The 20,949-nt window shown below is 53.2% G+C and carries 19 protein-coding genes and 2 pseudogenes; 14 read left to right on the top strand and 7 right to left on the bottom strand.

Features of this window, described 5'->3' with window-relative positions:
* Positions 1–232: 232 nt before the first annotated feature.
* The 5 genes from B3729_RS20985 to B3729_RS20965 all read left to right on the top strand — a co-directional run bounded on the left by B3729_RS20985 (position 233) and on the right by B3729_RS20965 (position 4,459).
* The gene (locus tag B3729_RS20985; RefSeq protein WP_286788920.1) at positions 233–2,191 is read left to right on the top strand and encodes a methyl-accepting chemotaxis protein; all 1,959 of its coding nucleotides are present in this window, start codon (positions 233–235) and stop codon (positions 2,189–2,191) included.
* A gap of 555 nt (positions 2,192–2,746) precedes the next feature.
* On the top strand, positions 2,747–3,115 hold the full coding sequence (locus B3729_RS20980) for a MerR family transcriptional regulator (protein WP_286788919.1): 369 nt from the start codon (positions 2,747–2,749) through the stop codon (positions 3,113–3,115).
* Positions 3,116–3,147: 32 nt separating this feature from the next.
* Positions 3,148–3,558 carry a carboxymuconolactone decarboxylase family protein gene (locus B3729_RS20975; RefSeq protein WP_286788918.1) on the top strand — a complete coding sequence of 137 codons (411 nt, stop codon included), beginning with the start codon at positions 3,148–3,150 and terminating at the stop codon, positions 3,556–3,558.
* Positions 3,559–3,677: 119 nt separating this feature from the next.
* On the top strand, positions 3,678–3,824 hold the full coding sequence (locus tag B3729_RS20970; protein WP_010798786.1) for a hypothetical protein: 147 nt from the start codon (positions 3,678–3,680) through the stop codon (positions 3,822–3,824).
* A gap of 491 nt (positions 3,825–4,315) precedes the next feature.
* A complete protein-coding gene (locus tag B3729_RS20965; protein WP_286788917.1) occupies positions 4,316–4,459 on the top strand; it encodes a hypothetical protein in 144 nt (47 codons plus the stop codon).
* 44 nt (positions 4,460–4,503) lie between these two features.
* Here the strand turns inward: B3729_RS20965 and B3729_RS20960 are convergent, their stop codons facing one another.
* On the bottom strand, positions 4,504–4,734 hold the full coding sequence (locus tag B3729_RS20960; protein WP_125889124.1) for a hypothetical protein: 231 nt from the start codon (positions 4,732–4,734) through the stop codon (positions 4,504–4,506).
* A gap of 401 nt (positions 4,735–5,135) precedes the next feature.
* Here B3729_RS20960 and B3729_RS20955 point away from each other — a divergent pair, with 401 nt between their 5' ends.
* Both B3729_RS20955 and B3729_RS20950 read left to right on the top strand, forming a co-directional pair.
* Positions 5,136–7,079, top strand: a complete 1,944-nt coding sequence (locus B3729_RS20955) for a methyl-accepting chemotaxis protein (RefSeq protein ID WP_286788916.1) — start codon at positions 5,136–5,138, stop codon at positions 7,077–7,079.
* Positions 7,080–7,713: 634 nt separating this feature from the next.
* Positions 7,714–8,076 (top strand): hypothetical protein, encoded by a 363-nt coding sequence (locus B3729_RS20950; protein ID WP_010798781.1) that lies wholly within the window; start codon positions 7,714–7,716, stop codon positions 8,074–8,076.
* A 48-nt stretch (positions 8,077–8,124) separates the two neighbouring features.
* Here B3729_RS20950 and B3729_RS20945 read toward each other — a convergent pair whose 3' ends face one another.
* Positions 8,125–8,949: an HDOD domain-containing protein gene (locus tag B3729_RS20945; RefSeq protein ID WP_286788915.1), complete on the bottom strand. Its 825-nt coding sequence runs from the start codon at positions 8,947–8,949 to the stop codon at positions 8,125–8,127.
* Between the two features lie 229 nt (positions 8,950–9,178).
* On the opposite strand from B3729_RS20945, the gene B3729_RS20940 reads away from it, so the two are divergent.
* Positions 9,179–9,325 carry a hypothetical protein gene (locus B3729_RS20940; RefSeq protein ID WP_010798779.1) on the top strand — a complete coding sequence of 49 codons (147 nt, stop codon included), beginning with the start codon at positions 9,179–9,181 and terminating at the stop codon, positions 9,323–9,325.
* 179 nt (positions 9,326–9,504) lie between these two features.
* Here B3729_RS20940 and B3729_RS20935 read toward each other — a convergent pair whose 3' ends face one another.
* The gene (locus B3729_RS20935; RefSeq protein ID WP_286788914.1) at positions 9,505–10,650 is read right to left on the bottom strand and encodes a hypothetical protein; all 1,146 of its coding nucleotides are present in this window, start codon (positions 10,648–10,650) and stop codon (positions 9,505–9,507) included.
* Positions 10,651–11,044: 394 nt separating this feature from the next.
* Here B3729_RS20935 and B3729_RS20930 point away from each other — a divergent pair, with 394 nt between their 5' ends.
* Positions 11,045–12,379 carry a TrkH family potassium uptake protein gene (locus B3729_RS20930; protein WP_286788913.1) on the top strand — a complete coding sequence of 445 codons (1,335 nt, stop codon included), beginning with the start codon at positions 11,045–11,047 and terminating at the stop codon, positions 12,377–12,379.
* Complete coding sequence (locus tag B3729_RS20925; RefSeq protein WP_074829063.1) at positions 12,369–13,046, top strand: potassium channel family protein; 678 nt, start codon at positions 12,369–12,371, stop codon at positions 13,044–13,046. Before B3729_RS20930 ends, B3729_RS20925 begins: the two co-directional genes overlap by 11 nt.
* Positions 13,047–13,135: 89 nt before the next feature.
* Here the strand turns inward: B3729_RS20925 and B3729_RS24870 are convergent.
* The 3 genes and pseudogenes from B3729_RS24870 to B3729_RS20915 all read right to left on the bottom strand — a co-directional run.
* Positions 13,136–13,564, bottom strand: a pseudogene (locus B3729_RS24870) (methyl-accepting chemotaxis protein); the annotation flags it as partial.
* Positions 13,565–13,681: 117 nt separating this feature from the next.
* A pseudogene (locus B3729_RS24865) lies at positions 13,682–14,452 on the bottom strand (PAS domain-containing protein); the annotation flags it as partial.
* Between the two features lie 609 nt (positions 14,453–15,061).
* A complete protein-coding gene (locus B3729_RS20915) occupies positions 15,062–15,790 on the bottom strand; it encodes an SDR family NAD(P)-dependent oxidoreductase (protein ID WP_286788911.1) in 729 nt (242 codons plus the stop codon).
* A 174-nt stretch (positions 15,791–15,964) separates the two neighbouring features.
* Here B3729_RS20915 and B3729_RS20910 point away from each other — a divergent pair, with 174 nt between their 5' ends.
* Together B3729_RS20910 and uraH are read left to right on the top strand one after the other, a co-directional pair.
* Positions 15,965–16,429 carry a heme-binding protein gene (locus B3729_RS20910; RefSeq protein ID WP_286788910.1) on the top strand — a complete coding sequence of 155 codons (465 nt, stop codon included), beginning with the start codon at positions 15,965–15,967 and terminating at the stop codon, positions 16,427–16,429.
* A 12-nt stretch (positions 16,430–16,441) separates the two neighbouring features.
* Positions 16,442–16,843, top strand: a complete 402-nt coding sequence (gene uraH / locus B3729_RS20905) for a hydroxyisourate hydrolase (protein ID WP_074829043.1) — start codon at positions 16,442–16,444, stop codon at positions 16,841–16,843.
* 405 nt (positions 16,844–17,248) lie between these two features.
* Here uraH and B3729_RS20900 read toward each other — a convergent pair whose 3' ends face one another.
* Positions 17,249–18,145 carry a LysR substrate-binding domain-containing protein gene (locus tag B3729_RS20900; protein ID WP_286788909.1) on the bottom strand — a complete coding sequence of 299 codons (897 nt, stop codon included), beginning with the start codon at positions 18,143–18,145 and terminating at the stop codon, positions 17,249–17,251.
* A 105-nt stretch (positions 18,146–18,250) separates the two neighbouring features.
* Between B3729_RS20900 and B3729_RS20895 the strand changes: the two genes are divergently transcribed.
* Together B3729_RS20895 and B3729_RS20890 are read left to right on the top strand one after the other, a co-directional pair.
* Positions 18,251–19,594: an MFS transporter gene (locus B3729_RS20895; RefSeq protein WP_286788908.1), complete on the top strand. Its 1,344-nt coding sequence runs from the start codon at positions 18,251–18,253 to the stop codon at positions 19,592–19,594.
* A gap of 60 nt (positions 19,595–19,654) precedes the next feature.
* Positions 19,655–20,932, top strand: a complete 1,278-nt coding sequence (locus B3729_RS20890; RefSeq protein ID WP_150346291.1) for a glucarate dehydratase family protein — start codon at positions 19,655–19,657, stop codon at positions 20,930–20,932.
* The last annotated feature ends 17 nt before the right edge of the window (positions 20,933–20,949 follow it).

The following is a 20,949-nucleotide window of genomic DNA, read 5'->3' as shown; positions in this document are numbered from 1 at the left end:
CACGAACCAGACGGGCAAGCTAGCTACCGATACAGATGCCGAAAGTTATAGGGGTTGGACACATATCCTTTCTAAAGATTTTTTCTATCGGTCCGATAGAGAGTGTGATGCCTTGCAAGGGCAGCCTCTGGCTGCGCTCATCCTGCTTAACGTGCAGCCATAAAAGCACGACGGTAGGTAATCGACTGAGCTTCGTACCATTGATATCGAAGCAGACTCTGAGGTGAACATCGTGCTCCGAAACATCCCGTTGGGTTTCAAGCTTCTGCTGATTCTCATATGCCCCCTTCTCGGCTTCCTATGGCTCGCGACGGCGAAGGTGGTTGATAGCTACCAGACCTTGCAGGAGATGAATCGAACGGTGGAAGCGAGCACGGTTGCCCAGAAGGTAAGTCAGTTAATTACTGTGCTGCAGCGTGAGCGCGGCGCAAGCGGTGTTTATCTGGGCAGCAAGGGAAATGCAATGCGGGATATGCTGCCTCGCATGCGTCAGCAGACGGATGAAGCTATGGCGGCCTTGCGCGCGCTTTCTGGAAGTGCCAGAGAGATTCGCGACGCCATGGCTGGATTGGATGGTTTGAAAGCCACCCGTGACCAGATTGATACGTTGGGCATCACCAACCGTGAATCAGGCTCGCGGTTTACCAAAATCATTCAAACGCTGATTGGATTCACTCATTCACTGGAGCACAATGTGAATGAGCCATCGCTTGCCCGAGCGTTATCCTCGCTTAATGAATTCATCGAGATGAAGGAGCGGGCAGGTCGTGAGCGGGCCATGCTAGGTGTCGTGTTCAACCAGGATCGATTCGATTCTGATCTGCTATCGACTTTCAGCCGTAACCTGGGTGAGTTTTCCGCCTACTCCGAGGCCTTCAGACGTAACGCGTCTGAGGCGCTTGTGCGCAAGCTTGATGAAAAGATGCAGCAGCCCAGCGCGCTTGAGGTCGCACGTCTGCAGCATCTGGCGTTCGAGACGCCAATCGGCCAGTCACTGGGTGTGTCTGCCGAAGGATGGTTCAAAACCTCGACGAGCCGAATCGATCTGATGGGCGAAGTAGAGGAAGAGTTGGGACAGCAGGTGGGCGCCCTGGCAGCCAAGGCGCAACATCATGCGTCAGCCGTGCTGTGGACAACGCTGGGTGTCGCAGTGCTTGCGCTTTTGGTCGTCTCGGTGCTGTCCTACCTGATCATTCGCAACATCAGCGTTGCCGTAAAAGCGGTGAACAATGCGCTGCTAGCACTTTCGCAACGCGATCTTACTGCGCGATCCGATTACAAGGGCAAGGACGAATTTGGCGAGATTACCCATAACCTCAATCGTATGGCTGACGAGTTGGGTCAGGTGATTCAAGAGATTGGTAACGCCACCACGCAAGTTGCGACGGCCGCGGAAGAATCCTCAGCGGTCACGCTTCAGACCAGCAAGAGCATTGAGCGCCAGCGCCAGGGTACTGAGCTTGTTGTCACTGCGATCAACCAGATGAGCGCGACCGTGCGGGAGGTGGCTCAGAGCACCAGCGATGCCGCCAGCATGTCACAAGAGGTCAACCAGAGCACAAGCCAGGGGCGACGTGAAGTGGAAAGCACGATCAGTGTCATACGCGAACTGTCTGCGCAGGCCGATCAGACCGCAGCCATCATCAGCGACCTGAAGCGAGAAAGCGACTCCATTTCCACGGTGCTTGATGTGATCCGCGGCATTGCGGACCAGACCAATTTGCTGGCGCTCAATGCGGCCATCGAAGCGGCACGGGCCGGCGACCACGGTCGGGGCTTTGCGGTGGTGGCTTCCGAAGTACGTATGCTGGCTCAAAAGACACAAGAGTCTACTGGCAATATTCAGCAGATGATTGCAAACCTGCAGACAGGCTCTGATCGCGCTACTCAATCGATGCAGGAGACTGTAGGCAAGGCTCGCGCGGGCGCCTCCAACATCGAGCGGGCCGGTGATATGCTCACCAGGATTGCCGAGGGCGTAGCCAGTATTAACGATAGAAACCTGCAGATTGCTGCGGCTGCGGAAGAGCAAAGCGCCGTAGCGGAGGACATCAACCGCAACATCGTGGAGATCAACGATGTGGCTATCCAAGTCAGCGCAGGTGCCGAGCAGACTGCCGCAACCAGTCTAGAGCTGGCGCGTCTGGCTGAGCACCAGCAAAAGCTGGTAGGTCGGTTCAGGTTGGTGTAAACCGCACGTGTAATCGATTGACTCGTTTTGCTGAGCTACGCTTGGTTATCGTTATCAGCCGATCCGGCTAGTGTTTGAGTCATCTGAACGTTTGTCAAAGACAGACGTTCAGGCTCAACAGGCGGGTATCAAAGACGTTATCTTTAAAAGACAATTAGCTGCCTGCCGGTTACTGTACCGGCAGTGCTCTTATGGCGACCTTGTTTATTTATCAGCCGGTGCCGCCTGAGAGGAGCCTGACTGCGCGGCACCGGATCTCTTGTTCCGACTGGGTATCTTTGGCCTTGTCCTGCTTATTGTGGCCTCATGATGGCCAACTGCGCATCCTGCCGCCGCACCTGCACTGCCGTGATGTCTGGCAACATGGCCGGCAGCGCCTCCTACGACAGCCTCCGTAATCAGCTCAAGTGGCTGGCCCGCAAGTCCTTCGAGGGATAGGGTAGCCGCGTCTGTAGCAAGCGGTCTCCAGACGATTGCGGCATAACATGAAGAGGTGTCGGCGAGCGAAAAAAAGTGTTTGACTTAGAGCGCACTCTAACCTCTAGGATCCTCCCCATGGACTCGAATTTAACGATAGATGAAGTTGCCAAGCGTACTGGTCTGACGGCTCACACGTTGCGCTACTACGAGCGTATCGGGTTGATTGCGCCTGTTAGCCGAGCCCCTGGCGGCCAACGGCGTTACGCAGCATCAGACATGGCCTGGATCAGTTTTCTTCTAAGGCTGCGTACCACCCAGATGCCTATCGGAAAAATGCTGACCTTCGCAAAGTTGCGTGCTATTGGAGACTCAACCGTATCCGAGCGCCGCCGCTTGCTGGAGGATCACCTGGAGGAGGTACTTGTCCAGATCGAGGCCATGAAAAAGTCTGCCGATGCCCTGCAAGCCAAGGTCGAGCACTACCAGGCGCTGGAGCATTCCTGACATAACCCTTAGCTACCATGGAGAGACGCCTGATGAACACTGCAACGCGCTATGAACGCGGACTTGAGAGGTTAAAGGAAATCGATGGTGAGGTAGGCGAGCGTGTCGTCGCCAGTCTTGCAGACATCGCTCCGGACTTTGCACGCTATCTAATCGAGTTTCCGTTTGGAGACATCTACTCTCGTCCCGGTCTTGACCTTAAAAGTCGAGAAATTGCAGTGGTGGCGGCGCTCACGGCTATGGGGAATGCAGCGCCTCAACTCAAAGTACATATCCAGGGCGCGCTGAATGTAGGTGTTTCGCGTGAAGAAGTCATTGAAACCATCATGCAGATGGCGGTCTATGCAGGCTTCCCAGCGGCATTGAACGGACTGTTCGCAGCCCGAGAGGTCTTTGCATCGCTAGATACTTTGGATCAACCAGTAGCGGAACCAGAGCATTAAGGCCGCCAAGGCTTGGGTATTCATAAAGACCGTTTGATTCAAAGCGTTTCACGGATTCAATGAAGCCCTACAAGTGCTGTCCAACGATAGGGTCATTTAGGACCCCACTCGAGGTGTATATGAATACTCAACCAATCGACACATGGCGGATGCAGGGCTCTGATCCATTAGGTCCGGGTGATGAAGTAGGTGCGAACGATGACGAAATGGCGCCACTGGACCCTGACCAGGCACCTGACGAGGCCGATGAAGAAGGTGGCATCTGATAGAGGGTTACCTCAAGTCCTGCCAATGCAAGGCTTGAGGTATCAGATTAACGGTCGGATTGTTAATACAGTATTTGATGTGAATCCTGTCACAACATGATATCTCTGCGCAGCAGCAATCGCTGCTCCTGCAGAGGCATCATTATGGTCAGGTCAGGCGGTGGTTTCTTGGTAAGACAAGGAACCGCATTAGCGGTAGGTGCAGCTGTTCTTTTTCTTTTATTTGGCATTATGGGTTGGCTGCTTGAATACCTGTCCTTTGGGATGATGTGTATGCCTATAGCGCTGGGAATTGGGATTCTGACCTTTTTATGTTTAGCGACGATTACCTATAGCCTGCTGGACTGATCTGCGTAAATGAACGCTCGGTTTTATGCCGAGCTTTTATTGTTCAGCTAATTAGACGAGCGGAAACGGTGGTGCGAACACTTCTTGGTTTGACGACTCCAAGTTATAAGGCCGCTTTGGCCTTATAAGAAAGGAGATGCACCATGGCTACGTATGAGCACGCTGCACTAACAGCGCAAAGCCCTGATCCGCTTAAACCAGACGATACAGGTATTGGTGGCGATGTGGTTGATCCCGCTATGCCAGACGATACTTTGGATGATGACGATGTAAATCGTCCCTTGTAGTTGAATACTTGAATAGAAGCCCGGTTATATAACCGGGCTTCTTGCTAACAGCGATCAAGATCTTCCCACATCTTTTTCCAGTACGCGTCCGCTTCGCTGTGTCGTGATCTCAAGGCCGTTTCGAGCTGTTTCCGTTCATCCGATTGATGAGGTGCTGCGCATTCGAGATATTGAGTGGCTGCTTCTTGTACCCGTTGCTCAAGTTGATTCCACTCTGTCACAGCTGCCGTCCACGACTTGCCCGTCAGTGCTTCATACTTTTCGTGCCCATCCATACGGTCGTCCTCAAGAAGATGCATGTTGATAGACACGGTTTTCAGGCTTCAATTTCAATCCGTCATGGTTAGAGTGTTCATTTGCGCTGCGTAATTAGCGCTCTGCGGTAACTTTGGCGCCAAACATTTAAATGTACGGACTAAAATGATTTGGCTGAACTAGTGAGGTACTACTAAAAATATTGCAGAGCTATCTTTCTAATTATCGATACTGTCCTCGAGATAGCTTGGTTTTCTCATTGACCTCAAGGTTGCATTTGCACACGTTTAAAAACGTTGTTAGGCCTACAGCTATCAAGCTTCCAGCAGATAACTTTCATACCAATCGAGTTTTTCATTACTCCTTTGCCCCACCTTGATTGGCAAATACCACCTATTGCTTTCGCTGGAGCAAGGCCGTTATGAATATCAAACAAAAACTTACCTGCGCATTTGCGGCCATTGCCTGTACACCTGTGCTTCTGATAGCGGTCGTTGTGGCTATGAACCTGCGCAGCCAGGCTCAGGACGACTTCATTGACAGCAGTAGTCGTGAAATTCGCCAGATCGACAATGCTATGCAGCAATTTTTTGCCGGCATCAGCCAGAACGTTGAGTATCTTGCCAAGCTGCCCGCTGTGACAAATACAGAGCCACTCAAACGTTATATGCAGCCCAATGCTGATCAACTGCCAACACCCAGCAGCAACGCGGTAATGCTTGATCTTTTTACTCGATTTGCCACTACGCATCCCGCTACGGCCTATTTGTCAGTAGGGCAGGCTGATGGCGGCTATGCACTATGGCCGGACGATCCTAAGCTCAGCAATTACGATCCACGGGTACGACCCTGGTATAAGACCGCCATGGATAATCCGGGCAAAACGGTACGGACATCAGCGTATTACTGGGCACCTGACGATGTGGTGCTAATGGGAACCGTACGCACCATAGACGATGCTCAGGGCAGGCCAGTTGGCGTGCTTGGGCTGGATGTGTCGCTCAAGCAGCTGACCGACCTGGTTAAGCAGATCAAGTTGGGTGATAGCGGCTACCTTATGCTGGTCGAAGACAATGGTAACGTACTGGTCGATCCCAGCCATGCAGAGCATAACTTTAAGTCGCTAAAGGATTTAGGTAATGAATACGCTCGCTTGGCGAGCGCTACGAGTGGACTGCAGCAAGTTGAACTTGATGGTGTGCAGTACATGGCAAATGTCTGGTCTTCGCCAGACCTGGGCTGGCGCTTCATCGGGTTGATTCAGCGCGACGAGGTGATGGCTAGAACGTCGAGCCTTACTTGGCAGATCGCTTTGATCGCTACGGTTTTGGTTATTATCTTTGCTCTGGTGGGCGCCAGCTTCGCCGGTTTGATTGCAAAGCCAATCCGCAGCGTAGCCGATGGGCTGGAGGGCATTGCACAGGGTGAGGGTGATTTAAGCCGGAGTTTGACCGTTCGTGGCAAGGACGAAACAGCCCTGCTTGCGCGTTGGTTCAACCAGTTCCTGGACACAATCCGTCAGCTTGTGCAGCGCGTCAGCAGTGCATCGACAGGGTTGCAGCAAGCCTCCCACGACAGTACACGCGTCGCGCATCAGATTAACGATGCTGCAGGCCGGCAACGCGAAGCCGTAGAGCTTGTTTCTACTGCATTCAATGAGATGGTTGCTACAGCCAACGAAGTGGCGCGCTCTTGTAGTCAGGCCGCGGTATCGGCAGATACCGGTTTCCGCGAGGTACATAATGGTCAACTACAGATCGACGAGGCTACAGGAAGTGTTGCGCAGCTAAGTGACAACCTCGCGCAGGCTACCCAGGCGATGCTTGTTCTGGAGCAGGACAGCAAGAACATTAATGCCATCCTCGACACAATCCGCTCGATTGCCGATCAGACAAACCTGCTGGCCCTGAACGCTGCCATCGAGGCGGCTCGAGCAGGCGAGCAGGGCAGAGGCTTTGCCGTAGTGGCCGATGAGGTTCGAGCGTTAGCCAAGCGCACGTCTGATTCAACCGGAGAGATTGACGGGCTTTTGGGTGGTCTGGCGCGGCGCACCCAGGAAGTCACGAAACAGATGCAAAACAGCTTGTCGATGTCCCATAACAGCGTCGAGCGCATTCAATTAGCCAGGGTTAGCTTTGAGCAGATCCGCTGTTCGGTCGACAATATCCGCGATCAGAACATGCAGATATCTGCGGCTGCCGAAGAGCAGCATCAGGTCGCCGAAGATATCAATAGACATATTTCGCACATTCATGACGACGCCTTGGTGGTAGAGCGGTTGGCTCAAGCGGCTCGTACAGATGCCGCACGTCTGGAGCATCTTTCAGAGGAGCTACATGGATTGATCGGAGGATTTCGGACGTAATCAGCCTTCAGGAGGGGTACGCATAGTTGCAAGCCCCTCCTGACACCGCCAGGTATGGATGTGAGAGCCCGTAGCTGGCGTTGCGGAAATGCTATTAGCAACGAGCTAGAACGCCGGCGTAAGCCATAAAGCGCATGGTTAGCTCATGAAAAGCACAAGCTCAGCCGGTTTGGTTAATGCGCTAGTCTTACAGCTCAACCTTTGGGTCGGATAGAACGCATTGCAGCGCTGATTATCCAATGACTGTACTGCGATCCTGAGCGATCTTTCTCCTGGTACTGAACCAGGCGTTCAGATAGACATGGACATAGCCGATTCAGCCTTTCGTTTATTCAAAAAGAGCGTTCCGCTTTGTTTTCCTGCACGTCACTTTGCCTATCAAACGCATGCAAGATTTCCTGAAAAAAGTCTTTTTCCTGTGTCTCCTATAGCTCAATCCAGCGTCTAGTTGATGAGCATAGCCTTCATCTACAAGGCGGCGTTTGGGTTTTGACCGGTAACACGATTAGTTGAAACATGAACGCCGTATCGTCAGGACCGTTGGGCCTGCTCTACAAGACTTAGGGGAACCCCTCCGTGATTAGCGGTTCTAGTCTTAAGTGGTAGTGCTTTATAGGTAGAGGAGAGCCAGTCTATGAAGGCAATCCGTATGTTGGCGGCAACCGTGGCCCTTGGTGTAACAAGTGGTCTTGCATGGGCTGATCTGCCTCCTGTGATCACGATGGGCCCCGGCTTCAAGATCGTGGTGAATGGTGCAGAAGTGCCGGTCTTCGGCTTTGACCGTTGCCCGCAGGCCGCTCTGGATCCACAGAATACCTTCCATATCCCTGGCGAGCAGGCCAAGGCCTGTACCGTCATTCCCAGTTACCAGAGTGAAGTCAAAGTCCGCATGATGCTGCGCTCCGGTCCGGTCGTGGAAACCTGGGGGGTCATGCGTTATGGCAACATGCTGGGCTTTCGCCGGCCCGGCGGCGATCTTGTCGTTCCGGCGACCTGACCGTTAAGCTGAGGTGATACCCGGCAGCACATGGCTGCCGGGCAGGGTTCAGCCGATCAGTTCGGCAAACGCCTTGTCGGCTTCAAGCACGTCGGGTAAGGCAGCAAACAGCTTGTCTGTATCTAGTCCGTTGAACAGGGGGCCGGTCAGATGTTGCTGCGCCTCAGGCGTGGCACCATGGGCTTCGTAGACATCGCTGATCGCTACTGCTTGCGCCACAATGCGTGGGTAATTGTCCGCCTCGACAGGTGCCTGGGTGGGACGACCTTGATAAGCGATCGCTTGTTGAATGACCCTGGGTAATTGCCAACGCTTTGCCAGCTCTGCTCCTACTTCTGGATAGCCAAAGCCCAATTGCACGGTCTCATCCGCTGCTCGTCCCGTAGCGTCCTTTTTAGGTTGCTTGTTCAGCTTGGCTGCATAGTCAGGCGCACCCGCCTGAATCAGCAGCTCACCAATGTTATGCATCATGCCACAGGTAAAGGCTGTGTCCGGGTCTTTGCCCAGCTGCTTTGCCAGGAGTCGACAGATACTGGCTACCCGAAAACTGTGAGTCCAGAACGCTTTTAGGTTATAGCCTGAGTCCACCTTGAACGCGCCTGTCATGGAGGACGCCAGAACCAACGTACGAAGCGTATTGAAGCCCAGGCGCATGGTGGCATCTTCGATGCTGGTCGAATCACGAGCACCCTTGAACCGGGCCGAATTGGCGAGGCGTAATACCTTAGCGGCAATGACGGGATCCCGCTCTACATTACGCGCAACACTGCCCAGGCTGGAGGACGGGTTATCGAATTGCTGGATGAGATCCTGGGCGACCTTGGGCACGCTGGGCAGGTTGTGAATCTCATTGAACAGGGTGTCGATATTCATGAAGGCTCCTTGTTGCCTGAACGGTATATTCCAAAGCATAGAAAAGCTTTGCCAAGTCGCTAGGGGTCAGACGTCGGCTCGCTGGGGCAGGAGACGTGTAATAGTCCAGTAAAGTGCGGATCCTTATCTTCAATCCCTGCTGCAATAACCCTAAGCGCTCAGCCAGCCTGAACAAAGTGGCCATAGACTTGCCCAACAAAAAGGGCACCCACTGCACAGGAGAAGACTGATGGTTGAATTCCAAAAGGCACCGGACGACCCGGAAATCGATCCAACCCCTTCACCACAGGATGAGCCAATCGGTGATGATCAGCGTGAGCATGCCCCCGATGAGCGTCTTCCTCAAAAGAATCCGACTGACCCGGAGTACAGCTGATGGACAACGATCCTCATCGTCATTTCGATGACGGTGTTCCAGACGAGACTCACCCGGACGAGATGCCTGCGGAGGATGACAATACGCCGCCGGTAGACCCTGTGGGAACCTGTATTTAAGGATAAGAGCCCGGTTCAGAGGCCTTTCGCAAGGCGCCTGAACCTGGCCAGCGTCAGCGGTTAACGCTGTGTCAGTGTCGCAGTGTTACCCGTACCGCTCTGGCTAATGGTCGCTATATCGCCCTGAGAAGATTGGGTTACGTTCATACTGTTGGCTGAGCCATTCTGAGAGAGAATGGCCGAATAGCCTACGCCGGTTTGCGTAGCCGTAATCGTGTTGGCATCACCCGACTGTAATACATACAGTTCGTTGTCATCGCCTGTCTGAGTAAAGTACAACTCGTTGTCTGTTCCTTCCTGCAGAGCGGACAAGACATTGCGATCACCTTTTTGACCCGGGTCGTAAATAGTTTCACCGTTGCCACGAACTAAATTGCTAGTACCAGTTTGAGTAACACTCAGGACGTTGAACGAGCCTTCTTGCCGTACGTTTGTTGTATTCAGATCGCCCGATTGATCTACACGAGCCATCATTCCGGTTGCCCTGCCGTTACCCCAAACACTGTCTTGCGTTACATCTGCCGTATTGCTATTCCCTTCCTGATTAATGGTTGCCGTAGCGTTATCAGCCAGCTGAGCGATGTGAGCATCGTTGTTATTGCCGTACTGGTAAATCGAGGCTGTCAGATAATCAGCAGAATATTGAAAAATGTCGCCAGTGTTGCTACTGCCCTCTTGAACAGTAGCCTGGGTGCTGTAATCAGCGCTGTACTGTTCGTTGGTCGAGTTGTTGTTATCGCCACTCTGCCGGGTAAAGGCGTTGCCATAAGAGGACAAGGTTTGAAAGATACCTGCGTTATTTCCAGAACCGGTTTGTTCAATTAAAGCCGTATTCTGATCCGCCTTACCATAGAACCCATAACCACGATGCTCGTAGTCACTCTGAGTGATATAGGCGGCATTATCATTACCAGACTGGTATACCTGGCCAATGTTTAAACTGCCGCCTTCCTGGATAAATTGCGTCCTGTTACCAACGCCCTCTTGGTAAACCGTGCCGCTGTTTTCAGTACCGGACTGCTCAATGAATCCGTAACCGTTTTGCCCTGTCTGCGTTTGCGTAAAGTTATTGGACGTACCGCTCTGTTCGATCGTGGAGGTGTTGTTTTCGCCGTTCTGATTAAGATCTACCGTGTTGTTTTCTGCATGAGCGTGCAGGGTGAGGGTAGCCAGTACGGCAAGGGCGAGGGGTTTGAGCGCAGGCATTGAAAAATCTCCCTATGTCAAAGTCATGAGACCGCTGAAATCGTTATCAACTGATGACGGCTCACCCACAACTGCATAGGCATCTGGCCTGCGGGTATCTATCAGCAAATGGCTGGGAGCCATGAAAAGCGCATCAGAACGGGCAGGCAAGAATTCTGGTCTTCCCTAACCAACACTCAAATGAGTCAACATGGCACCCAACCGGTGCGTAAAGCAGCTTGAGTATAGGAACGGCTTTGGAAGGATGCCAACAATAGTCAGGCTATTTATTAGGTTGCCAATCATAAGAGTTTTTGAGGACGCCGTTTTCTCACTGTGGTCTCATAGACGCGCATATCGTTGCGTCTTGCCATAATGTAAATGCCATACAAAACAATGACTCGAGAACAGGCCCTTGCTGCGAAATACCATAAAACATCCTGCCCGGCTGGTGCCGTTGGCCTTCCTGATTACCATACTGATAGGCACGTCATTACTCATGTTGCCAATGGCGCGAGCCGGTGAGGCGAGCGCTCCCTTTCTGACGGCCTTGTTTACTGCGGTTTCGGCAGCCTGCGTGACCGGTCTTGTCACCGTAGACACTACGACGTATTGGAGCGGCTTCGGTCAGGTCATCATTCTTGTTCTGTTCCAGATCGGCGGAATCGGCATCATGAGTGGTGCAACCTTGTTGGGTCTTCTGGTTAATCGACGCTTGCAACTGAGCAGCCGATTATTGGCCCAGAGTGAAACCCGCCTGCTTGGGCTGGGTGATGTCGTTGAGGTGCTGCGATTGGTGTTGGCCGTTACGCTCACAGTCGAGTTGACGATAGCTGCACTGCTCGCTTTCCATCTGCATTTTGCTTATCAGGAGCCTTGGGAGAGTGCCGCATGGAATGGTATTTTCCACGCGATTTCGGCGTTCAATAACGCCGGGTTTTCTACTTACTCAGATAATCTGATGGGGTTCGTCGCAGACCCTATCGTGATTCTTCCCATCACTGCTGCACTGATCATAGGCGGCATCGGTTCTCCCGTACTGTATGAGCTCAGGCACATGCGCCGGAAAAACCGGCCATGGTCTGTTCATACGCGCATTACCTTGCTGGGCTCGGCGCTCCTGTTGATCATCGGTACAATAGCCATGCTGGGATATGAATGGAATAACGCCGGCACACTTGGTCCACTCGACACAGGGGCCAAGCTGTTGGCCGCCTTTTTCCATTCTGCTGCCGCGCGTACAGCTGGGTTTAATAGTTTAGACGTCGGGCAATTCACCACGGAGACCTTGGCTATCCATTACATCCTGATGTTTATCGGGGGCGGTAGCGCGGGTACCGCTGGAGGTATAAAGGTTACTACCTTCTTTTTACTGTTCTTTGTGGTTTGGGCAGAGATCCGGGGTAACACGGATACCGCAGTCTTTAACCGACGGATCGCTTCGGAAACGCAACGCCAAGCACTGGTTGTTGTTCTTTTGGGAACTGCTATGGTCGCGAGTGCAACACTCATTCTGATCAGTGTGACCTCGTTTCCTCTTGAAAAAATCGCGTTCGAAACAATTTCTGCCTTTGCCACGGTAGGTCTTTCCACGGGAATCACGGCTGATCTTCCTCCAATAGGGCAGGTCGTTATCATCGTCCTGATGTTCGTAGGCCGCGTCGGGACGATTACCGTGGCAACTGCCCTGGCCTTGCGTAGCCGAAACAAACCTTATCGCTATCCTGAGGAACGCCCCATTGTTGGATAAACTGTTCTCGTCGACCCGCAGTGACAGCGTGGTCGTTATCGGTCTGGGCCGCTTTGGTGCCTCTGTTGCCGAATCGTTAATCGACATGGGGCATGAAGTACTAGGGCTGGACGAGGATGCAAGCCTCGTCCAGAACTGGTCCGACCGGCTGACCCATGTCGCTCAAACCGACAGCACCAATATCGAAGCCTTGCGCCAGTTGGGCGTTGATGAATTCATACATGCTGTTGTTGGCATTGGTAGCGACCTTGAGGCCAGTGTTCTAACCGTCCTGGCGCTTCAGGAGCTGGGTGTGAAAGACATCTGGGCCAAAGCCATGAGTGCAAAGCATGGACAGATTCTTGAGCGAATCGGTGCTCATCATGTTGTCTATCCAGAGGCCGCCATGGGAGAGCGCGTGGCTCATCTGGTGACAGGCAAGATGTTCGAATTCATCGAGTTTGAGGATGGTTTCGCCATTGCCAAAACCGGAGCGCCACAGGAAGCCCATGGAAAAACGCTAGCCGAATCGGCTATTCGTACACGCTATGGCGTGACCGTGATCGGTCTTAAGCGGCTCAAGACAGACTTCGTGTATGCCAAGGCAGATACACGGATACACGAAGGTGACTTCTTGATCGTAGCGGGCACGACCAAACTGGTGGAAAAGTTTTCAGCTCAGGTTTAACGCCGTATCAATAAAGTCTCTTGATGGTCCCGTGTTGGTCGACATCCGCTCAGCTTTACTGAGCGGATGTCATTTCAGCGCTTTATGAATCAACTTCCCAGCTGATTGGCAAACTGCTCTACCGCACTTACTACCTTCTTGGCGCCATCCTGAATTTCCAGAATTACCGAACCTGCTTCGTTAGCCAATCCAAGACCATGTTCGGTCTGACTTTTGCTGGTTGCCATGCTGGCAACTGCGGCTTCGGCCAATGACTGGTTCTGTTGTACCACATCGACAATTTCTTTGGTTGCCAGGCTGGTTCGTCCAGCCAATTGGCGTACCTCGTCAGCGACCACCGCAAACCCCCGACCCGCCTCACCGGCCCGTGCTGCTTCGATGGCTGCGTTCAAGGCTAGTAGGTTTGTCTGTTGGGCGATGCCGCTGATGGTCTGCACAATGGTATTGATTAGCAGCGACTGTTTGCTCAATGCCTCGATTCCGTTGGATGCCACCTGAATCTCATCGGCGATCTGGCGCATCACGCTTACCGTATCCTGAACTACCGAAGCGCCTTTGTTAGCTGTATCGTCGGTATGCAGCGAAGTGCGGTAAGCGATATCGGCAGCTTCGGCAACCGCCATCTGCTGGTTGACCTGCTCGGTGATGACCGTAGCAAATTTCACGATCTTGTAGAGCTCGTTGCGTGTGTTGAACACTGGGTTGTAGCTTGCTTCGAGCCACACCACACGGCCCATGCTGTCTACACGTTTGAAACGGCCGGAGGCATACTCGCCCCGATTCAGCCGCCGCCAGAATTCACGGTACTCTTCGGAATTGTATTCTTCCGGCTCACAAAACATCCGGTGATGCTTGCCCTTGATCTGCTCAAGACGATAGCCGATCCCTTGAAGGAAATTATCGTTCGCATCGAGCACCTCACCGGCTGGGTTGAATTCAATTACGGCTGTGGAGCGGCGCAGTGCCTTGATGAGGCCCGCATTCTCAGTGGCCACATCTACAGATTCGGTCACATTGCTTGCTAGGCAGATGACTCCGGCAGCTTTACCATCCTGGTCTTTTAGCGTCTGCCATACAGCACGCAGCCACACCAAGTTGCCATCCGCTTTGGAAAGTCGATAAAGACCGCTAATGTGTTTGCCCTGTTTGATGGCAGCTTGTAAGCCCTTATAGCATTCCAGTTGTTTAACGTAAGGAGGAATATATTTATCGAGGGGCTGACCTACCATTTCTGATTTTGAATAGCCCATCGCTTGAAGAAATTGTTCATTGGCGGTCTGGATGATGCCGTTGTTGTCCAGCCTCAATGTCATCATTTCTGCTTCAAGTGCTTCTCGAATCTGCCGTAATGAGGCATTTTCTTCTCGGAGAGAAGCAAGTTCTTGTTTGAGATGCGAGTTGAACATGGCTAAACCAGAGGTGAGTAAGGATAAATAGCTTTTCGTATCTATTATTTTTTTCTTAACGTTAACCAGTTAATAGTGGCGACAGGCGGTTGCATGTTTAACGCCCCCCAATATGCTGAAACGCTTTTGCAGGTAAAAACAACACTTAGTGATTGAAAGGTTTCGGACAGGAGGCATTGATAGCCTATAAATATCAAGTCTGCTTATTCATTAGCGTGGTCACTATCTCTTACGCTGGTATACATATAGGCACGCCTTTGAAGCGCCAATATAAAACAGGAAAGATAGGCATGAGGAAGTCTTTAAATGCTATTAAAGATTAATCTTCGTTTATTTTTAATAAACGTCTTCTAGCAAAATTAGAGTCATGGCCTGTTATTGAAGACACAGCGAGGTATAGACCGTTATACGTAGCGGATATCCTGTCAAGAAACCAGCTTGACCCTATCAGACGTTAAGGGCTATCCGTGCAGTTATAAAGCAATCATCGATTGGGCCGCGCCTTGGCAATCCACTGTATTTGAAGACGCATACGATGAACTTGCCGTATACCCGTTATCACGGACAGCTCGCTTGAGAAGTGCCCGTCCCGAGTGCCTGAAGCTACCATCAACCGGGCGAAGGCAGCAGGCGCAGCAGACGACCAATCAAGCCCCAGCGCCTGGTGACATAGACGTGCTTGGTACGCGTCCTGATGGCGCCATATATACAATCGGCGGCTTTTTCAGGCGTGGCCACCCAGAAGGGTTTATCAGCTTTCAACATGTCGGTGTCGACAAAGCCGGGACACGCCTCGGTTACTGTCACAGGCAGTTTATGGTGACGTGCCAAGTCGCGCAGGCCATCCAGGTATGTCGAGACGAAGGCCTTCGAGGCGCAATAGGCGGTAGCGCCCCCGTTGGCGCGGAGCTTGGCAATGGATGAAATTCCTATCAGGTGACCCTGTCCCTGCGCTATGAAATGCTTCATGGCTATTTGGGCCATGGCCGCAAAGCCCAGTGCATTGACAGCGATAGTTTCTTCATCGAGCTGCCAAGTCAGGTCCGGATTGACATGGCCTGTCCCCGCACTGATGACTACCAGCTCAACGTGACCTACCTGCTGGATAAAGCCTTTCAGAGCTATCCGGGCTCCGTCTATTTCCATCAGGTCCAGTGGGCAAATGATGGCGTGATCACCTAGTTCCTGGGCGAGTGCTTGAAGGCGTTCAGCTCTTCGCGCAGCCAAACCGACCCGCCAGCCTTCTGTTACCAAACGGCGCGCCAGTGCCTCACCCATTCCGGAGGAGGCGCCTATAACGATGGCGCCAGGGCGATACGCAGGTGGTTTCACTTCCATTGAAGATAATCCTTGAGCAGTACGTTGGGAAAGCCTAGCACTACACCCGGCGTCTAGTTAAATGGGTATGTCATACATGCATCACGCGGTTTCTGACAAAAATGTCATTGCAATGACCCGTTTCTGACCGTGCGGCCTGGTTAGGGTATATCGATCCAACCAAGGAGCCCTGTCATGGACAGAATCGTTACATTCACACTGCTCATGCTGGCAGTCGTAAACGCAGAAGCCGCCTTACCGAAACAGGCGGAGCTGGATTTGGCCACAGCCCGTCGCCTGCTGGACGCTGCGCCCTGTCATGCTGCAATGGCAGCGCTTGATCGCGGTGGGAACCCCATTCTTATTCAGCGCGATACCCTGGTGGGCCCTCATAACGCAGATGCTGCCGGCCGCAAGGCCTATACCGCATTGTCTACCAAGACAGCGACACGCCTGCTGGCTGAAAAGGCCCGTCAGAATCCGGAGGCTGCCAACCTCAATACCTTGCCTGAGCTATTGCTGCTTGGAGGCGGTGTGCCCCTCTATGAAGGCGACGCGCTGGTAGGCGCTTTTGGCGTAGCGGGTGCTGGCGGCGCTGTCCAGGATGAGCAATGTGCGACCGAGGCTGCCTCGGCGATAGGTTTGAAAACTACCCCTTGAAGGAGAACCACCATGAAGACTTTGATACTGGCACTGGGTATGACGGCAATGTCCGGCATGGCTGTCGCCGCCAATAATCCACTTAGCGTACATGTGCTTAACCTTGAGACTGGCGTACCCTCATCCGGTGTGAATGTAACGCTTGAGCGTCACATGGGAGAAGCTTGGCAGCCGCTGGCGCAAGGCACCACCAACGAGCAAGGTCGCATCGCTGAGCTGTATCCCAGTGATAAGCCCTTACAGAAAGGTGAGTATCGAGTGGTTTTCAAGACCGGCGAGTATTACAAGAAAACCGGCCACGAAACCTTTTTTCCTGAAATACCTGTAATCTTTGAAGTCAAACAAACGGACCAGCACTATCACATCCCACTGCTGCTCAGCCCGTATGGTTTCAGCACCTATCGGGGTTCATAGGGCGTCAGTCAACGAGTCCTGAGAAGATGTTGCCATTGTGTCGGTATCCACTGAATGATACCGACCCTTCACGATAGTGCTGGCGGAGAAGACGATACCGTTTTGCTAAACAACGGTACGCCTACTTTTCCAGGCAACCGGGTTGATCGCGTTTGGATTTACGCTGGGGTCCAGCGTGGCCCTCGTCGTAACGAAGCGGAGAGGGAAGGCTGAGAGATTTGATCAGGGTGCACCAAGGTGTACGTCCAAATCGAAAGCGATTACCGGGGCTTTTTCCTGGCCTGTGACCACTCGGTCCGCTGGCTAGCTCTCTTCCTGCCTCGGCAAAGCGTTGGACTACAGCATCCTCATCAATCTGGCAGAGTGAGCCAATAAAGGTTCCTGATAGAGACCTAGCGGGTGCTGCTAACGCTCCGCCTTTATGGCAGAGCGGATGGCTTCCAGCAGCATCTTGCAGGCGGGATTGTCATTATCTGTACGCCATACCAGATGCAATTCGCTTTGTATGCCGTCGCCCAGATCGATTTCCCTAAAGACCACCTCCTTGAAGACGATATTGGTGGCGCAGCGAGGTACAAACGCCAATCCCATCCCCGCGTTGACCAACGCCAGAATGGTGAGCGATGAGCTTAGCCATTGAATGTATTCCGGCTCGACGCTGGCGGAGCGGAACATACCGGTCAGCAACTCGTTGAAGGGGGGATAAGCTGAGTGCGAATACATGAGAAAGGGCATCCCATGAAGGTCCTGCACGGTTATCACAGGTGCATGAGCCAAGGGATGGCTGGCGGGTACAGCAAGCACGAACGGCTCACGAACCAGGCATTCGGTTTCATAGCCCGGCTGCAGGAGTGGTGCACGGACGATACCCAGGTCGATACGGCGTGCCCGTAGCGCTTCGTGTTGCTGAAACGTATTCATCTCCGTCAGGGAAACCTTGACGTTGGGCTGACTAAGACGGGCTTCGGCAATGACCTTGGGAAGAAACTCATAAACGGCGCTGCCAACGAAGCTGATGGTAACCGAGCCGATGTCGCCTTCGGCAAAACGTCGCGCGGCAATTGCAGCCTGTTGTGCTCGCTCCAGAAGTGCCTGGGCTTCGATGAAAAAGGCTCTTCCCGCCGCAGTCAGGGCTACGCTGCGCGTATTTCGAGAAAAGAGTTCTACGCCCAGGCTATGCTCAAGTAACTGAATCTGCCGACTTAACGGCGGCTGCGTCATGTTCAACCGCTCTGCCGCACGGCGAAAGTTGAGTTCTGTGGCCACCGTGGTGAAGCAGCGGAGCTGAGCGAGTTCAAACATTGATCTAATACCGGTATCAATCAAGACCTAATATAGATTAGACAGTAACAATATCGGCCTCCATTATCGACGCTCTCCTACAAAAACAATGAGCGGGAGTCGCCCATGAGTAATGTCCAGTCTTCCGTGGACTCCACGGTGCTAACCCGTGCGGTCTCCAAGGTGAAGCGGCATGTCTTGCCGCTATTTGTCGTCATGTTCATCGTCAACTATATCGACCGGGTCAATATCGGCTTTGTACGTAGCCATCTCGAGACCGATCTCGGGATTGGTGCCGCTGCCTATGGTTTGGGTGCCGGCCTATTCTTCATTGGCTATGCGCTATTCGAGGTCCCGTCCAACATGCTCTTGCAGCGGTTCGGTGCCAAGGCCTGGCTGACGCGCATCATGTTCACCTGGGGTATTGTCGCAACGGCCATGGCGTTCGTACCCAATGAAACCTGGTTCTATATCCTGCGATTCCTGCTTGGCGTTGCCGAGGCGGGGTTCTTCCCTGGGGTGGTTTACTACTTCACCAAATGGCTGCCTGCTGATGAGCGTGGCAAGGCCATGGCAATTTTTCTGAGTGGTTCAGCCATTGCCTCTATCCTCTCTGGTCCGTTGTCTGGCGCCCTGCTGGGAATAACCGGGCTGGGGATGTCCGGCTGGCAATGGATGTTCCTGATAGAAGGCTTGTTCTCGGTCGTACTGTGCGGTTTTGTCTGGTTCTGGCTGGATTCCCTGCCCAAGGATGCCAAATGGCTGAGCACGGAAGAGCGCAATGCACTGACTGACTGTATCGATGAGGAGCAACGCCAGCGCGAATTGGCAGTAGGCGAGAGCAAGGCTCATCCTTCAGCGTTCAAGTTGTTGCGTGATCCGCAAATCGCGCTGTTCTGCTTTCTGTATTTTTCGATCTCGCTGACGATCTACGACTGCACTTTCTGGCTGCCAAGCATCATTCGCTCCATGGGCGGGCTGGGCGACTTCGAGATTGGTCTTTTCAATTCCATTCCTTGGATCATTTCCGTCGTGGCCATGTACCTGTTCGCCAGTCTGGCGTCCCGCTTCAAATGGCAGCAGGCCTGGGCATCATCGGCTTTCATCATTGCAGCCATTGGGCTGTTCGCCTCGACGATGGGGGGGACGGTGTTTGCTTTTCTGGCTATCTGCTTCGCCGCTATCGGATTCAAGGCAGCGTCATCACTGTTCTGGCCGATCCCCCAGTCTTATCTGGATGCACGTATCTCGGCGGCAGTCATCGCACTGATCAATTCGGTAGGTAGCCTGGGCGGTTTCGTTGCGCCTGCCACGTTTGGCTTTCTGGAGGAACGAACCGGCTCGATTGAGGGCGGCCTCATTGGTCTTGCCACGGTCTCCTTGATTGCCGGCATCTTGGTCTTCATGACCAAGACGAGAAGAGGTCCTAGCGACGGTATCAAAGCCAAGGTGGCCGCTGTGCCTGCTTGAGTAAAGGACGGGCCTGCCGGGCAGCCCCGGAGGCCCTCTCTAGTTTTCAGGAGTTCTATCATGAAGATCAAACACATCCGTGTAACCCCGATTGCCTTCAAGGATGCGCCGCTGCTTAACGCCAGTGGTATCCATGAGCCTTATGCGCTGCGTTCGATCATTGAGGTCGAGAGTGATAACGGTTTTATAGGCTTGGGCGAAAGCTACGGTGATGCACCGGTGCTTAGCGTGCTGCAGGCCATGCAGGAAAGCCTGCTCGGCCTTGATCCTTTCGATCTCAATGGCTTGCGCGCCCAGGTCATCCAGACAGTGGCCCGTCTTCAACCGGGTGCCAATCCCGGAGCAGAGTTGGCGCCGGGTTCACACCCCAGTAAACAAGTGGCAAATGCGTATTCGGCGTTCGAGGTTGCCTTTCTGGACCTACAAGCCCGTTCGATAGGGGTGCCCTTGGTAGATCTTCTGGGCGGCGCCGTACGTCGGGAGGTCCCCTTCAGCGCCTACCTGTTTCTAAAATATGCCGAGCATATTCAGTCACCCTATAAGCCAGACCGGTGGGGAGAGGCGATCAGTCCGGAGCAGGTAGTCGCCCAGGCGCGTACCATGATCGAGGAAAACGGATTCCAAAGCATCAAGCTTAAGGCGGGAACCCTGCTGGGCCCCGAGCATGAGGTTGCCTGTATGAAAGCGCTCAAGCAGGCTTTTCCTGGCATACCTCTGCGCATCGATCCAAACGGCAACTGGTCACTCGAGACTTCGATTCGCATGGCGGAGCTGTTAGGCGATGATCTCCAATACTATGAAGATCCGTGTCCAGGCCTTGAAGGGATGGCTGAGCTGCATCGGCGCACAGGCCTTCCACTGGCGACCAACATGGTCGTGACAGATTTTGATGAGTTCCGCCGCAGCATCGCGCTGAACAGCGTACAGATTGTGCTGGCGGACCATCACTATTGGGGTGGCCTGCGTGATACCCAGATCCTTTCCCGTATGTGTGAAACCTTTGGGTTGGGCGTTTCGATGCATTCCAACTCGCACTTGGGCATCAGTCTTATGGCAATGACGCATGTAGCGGCTGCTGTACCTAATCTCTCCTATGCTTGCGACACACATTATCCTTGGCAGGAGGCCGATGAAGAAGTTATCAAAGGTGGCAAGCTACCGATTCGCAATGGGTGCGTTGCGATTACAGACGCGCCCGGACTGGGCGTTGAGCTGGATTATGACCAGCTGGCCAAACTCAACGACCAATATCTTACCTGCGGTATTCGCCAACGTGATGACGTCCGGCAAATGCAGAAATATGACCCCGACTGGAAAGCATTAAAGCCTCGGTTCTAAGAGCCGCTAACAAAACC

Source organism: Pseudomonas sp. UBA3149, from assembly GCF_002364655.1.
GTDB classification, from domain to species: domain Bacteria; phylum Pseudomonadota; class Gammaproteobacteria; order Pseudomonadales; family Pseudomonadaceae; genus Chryseomonas; species Chryseomonas luteola.
The sequence above is the reverse complement of the archived record's forward strand: the minus strand, read 5'-3'. Positions and strand labels throughout refer to the sequence as shown.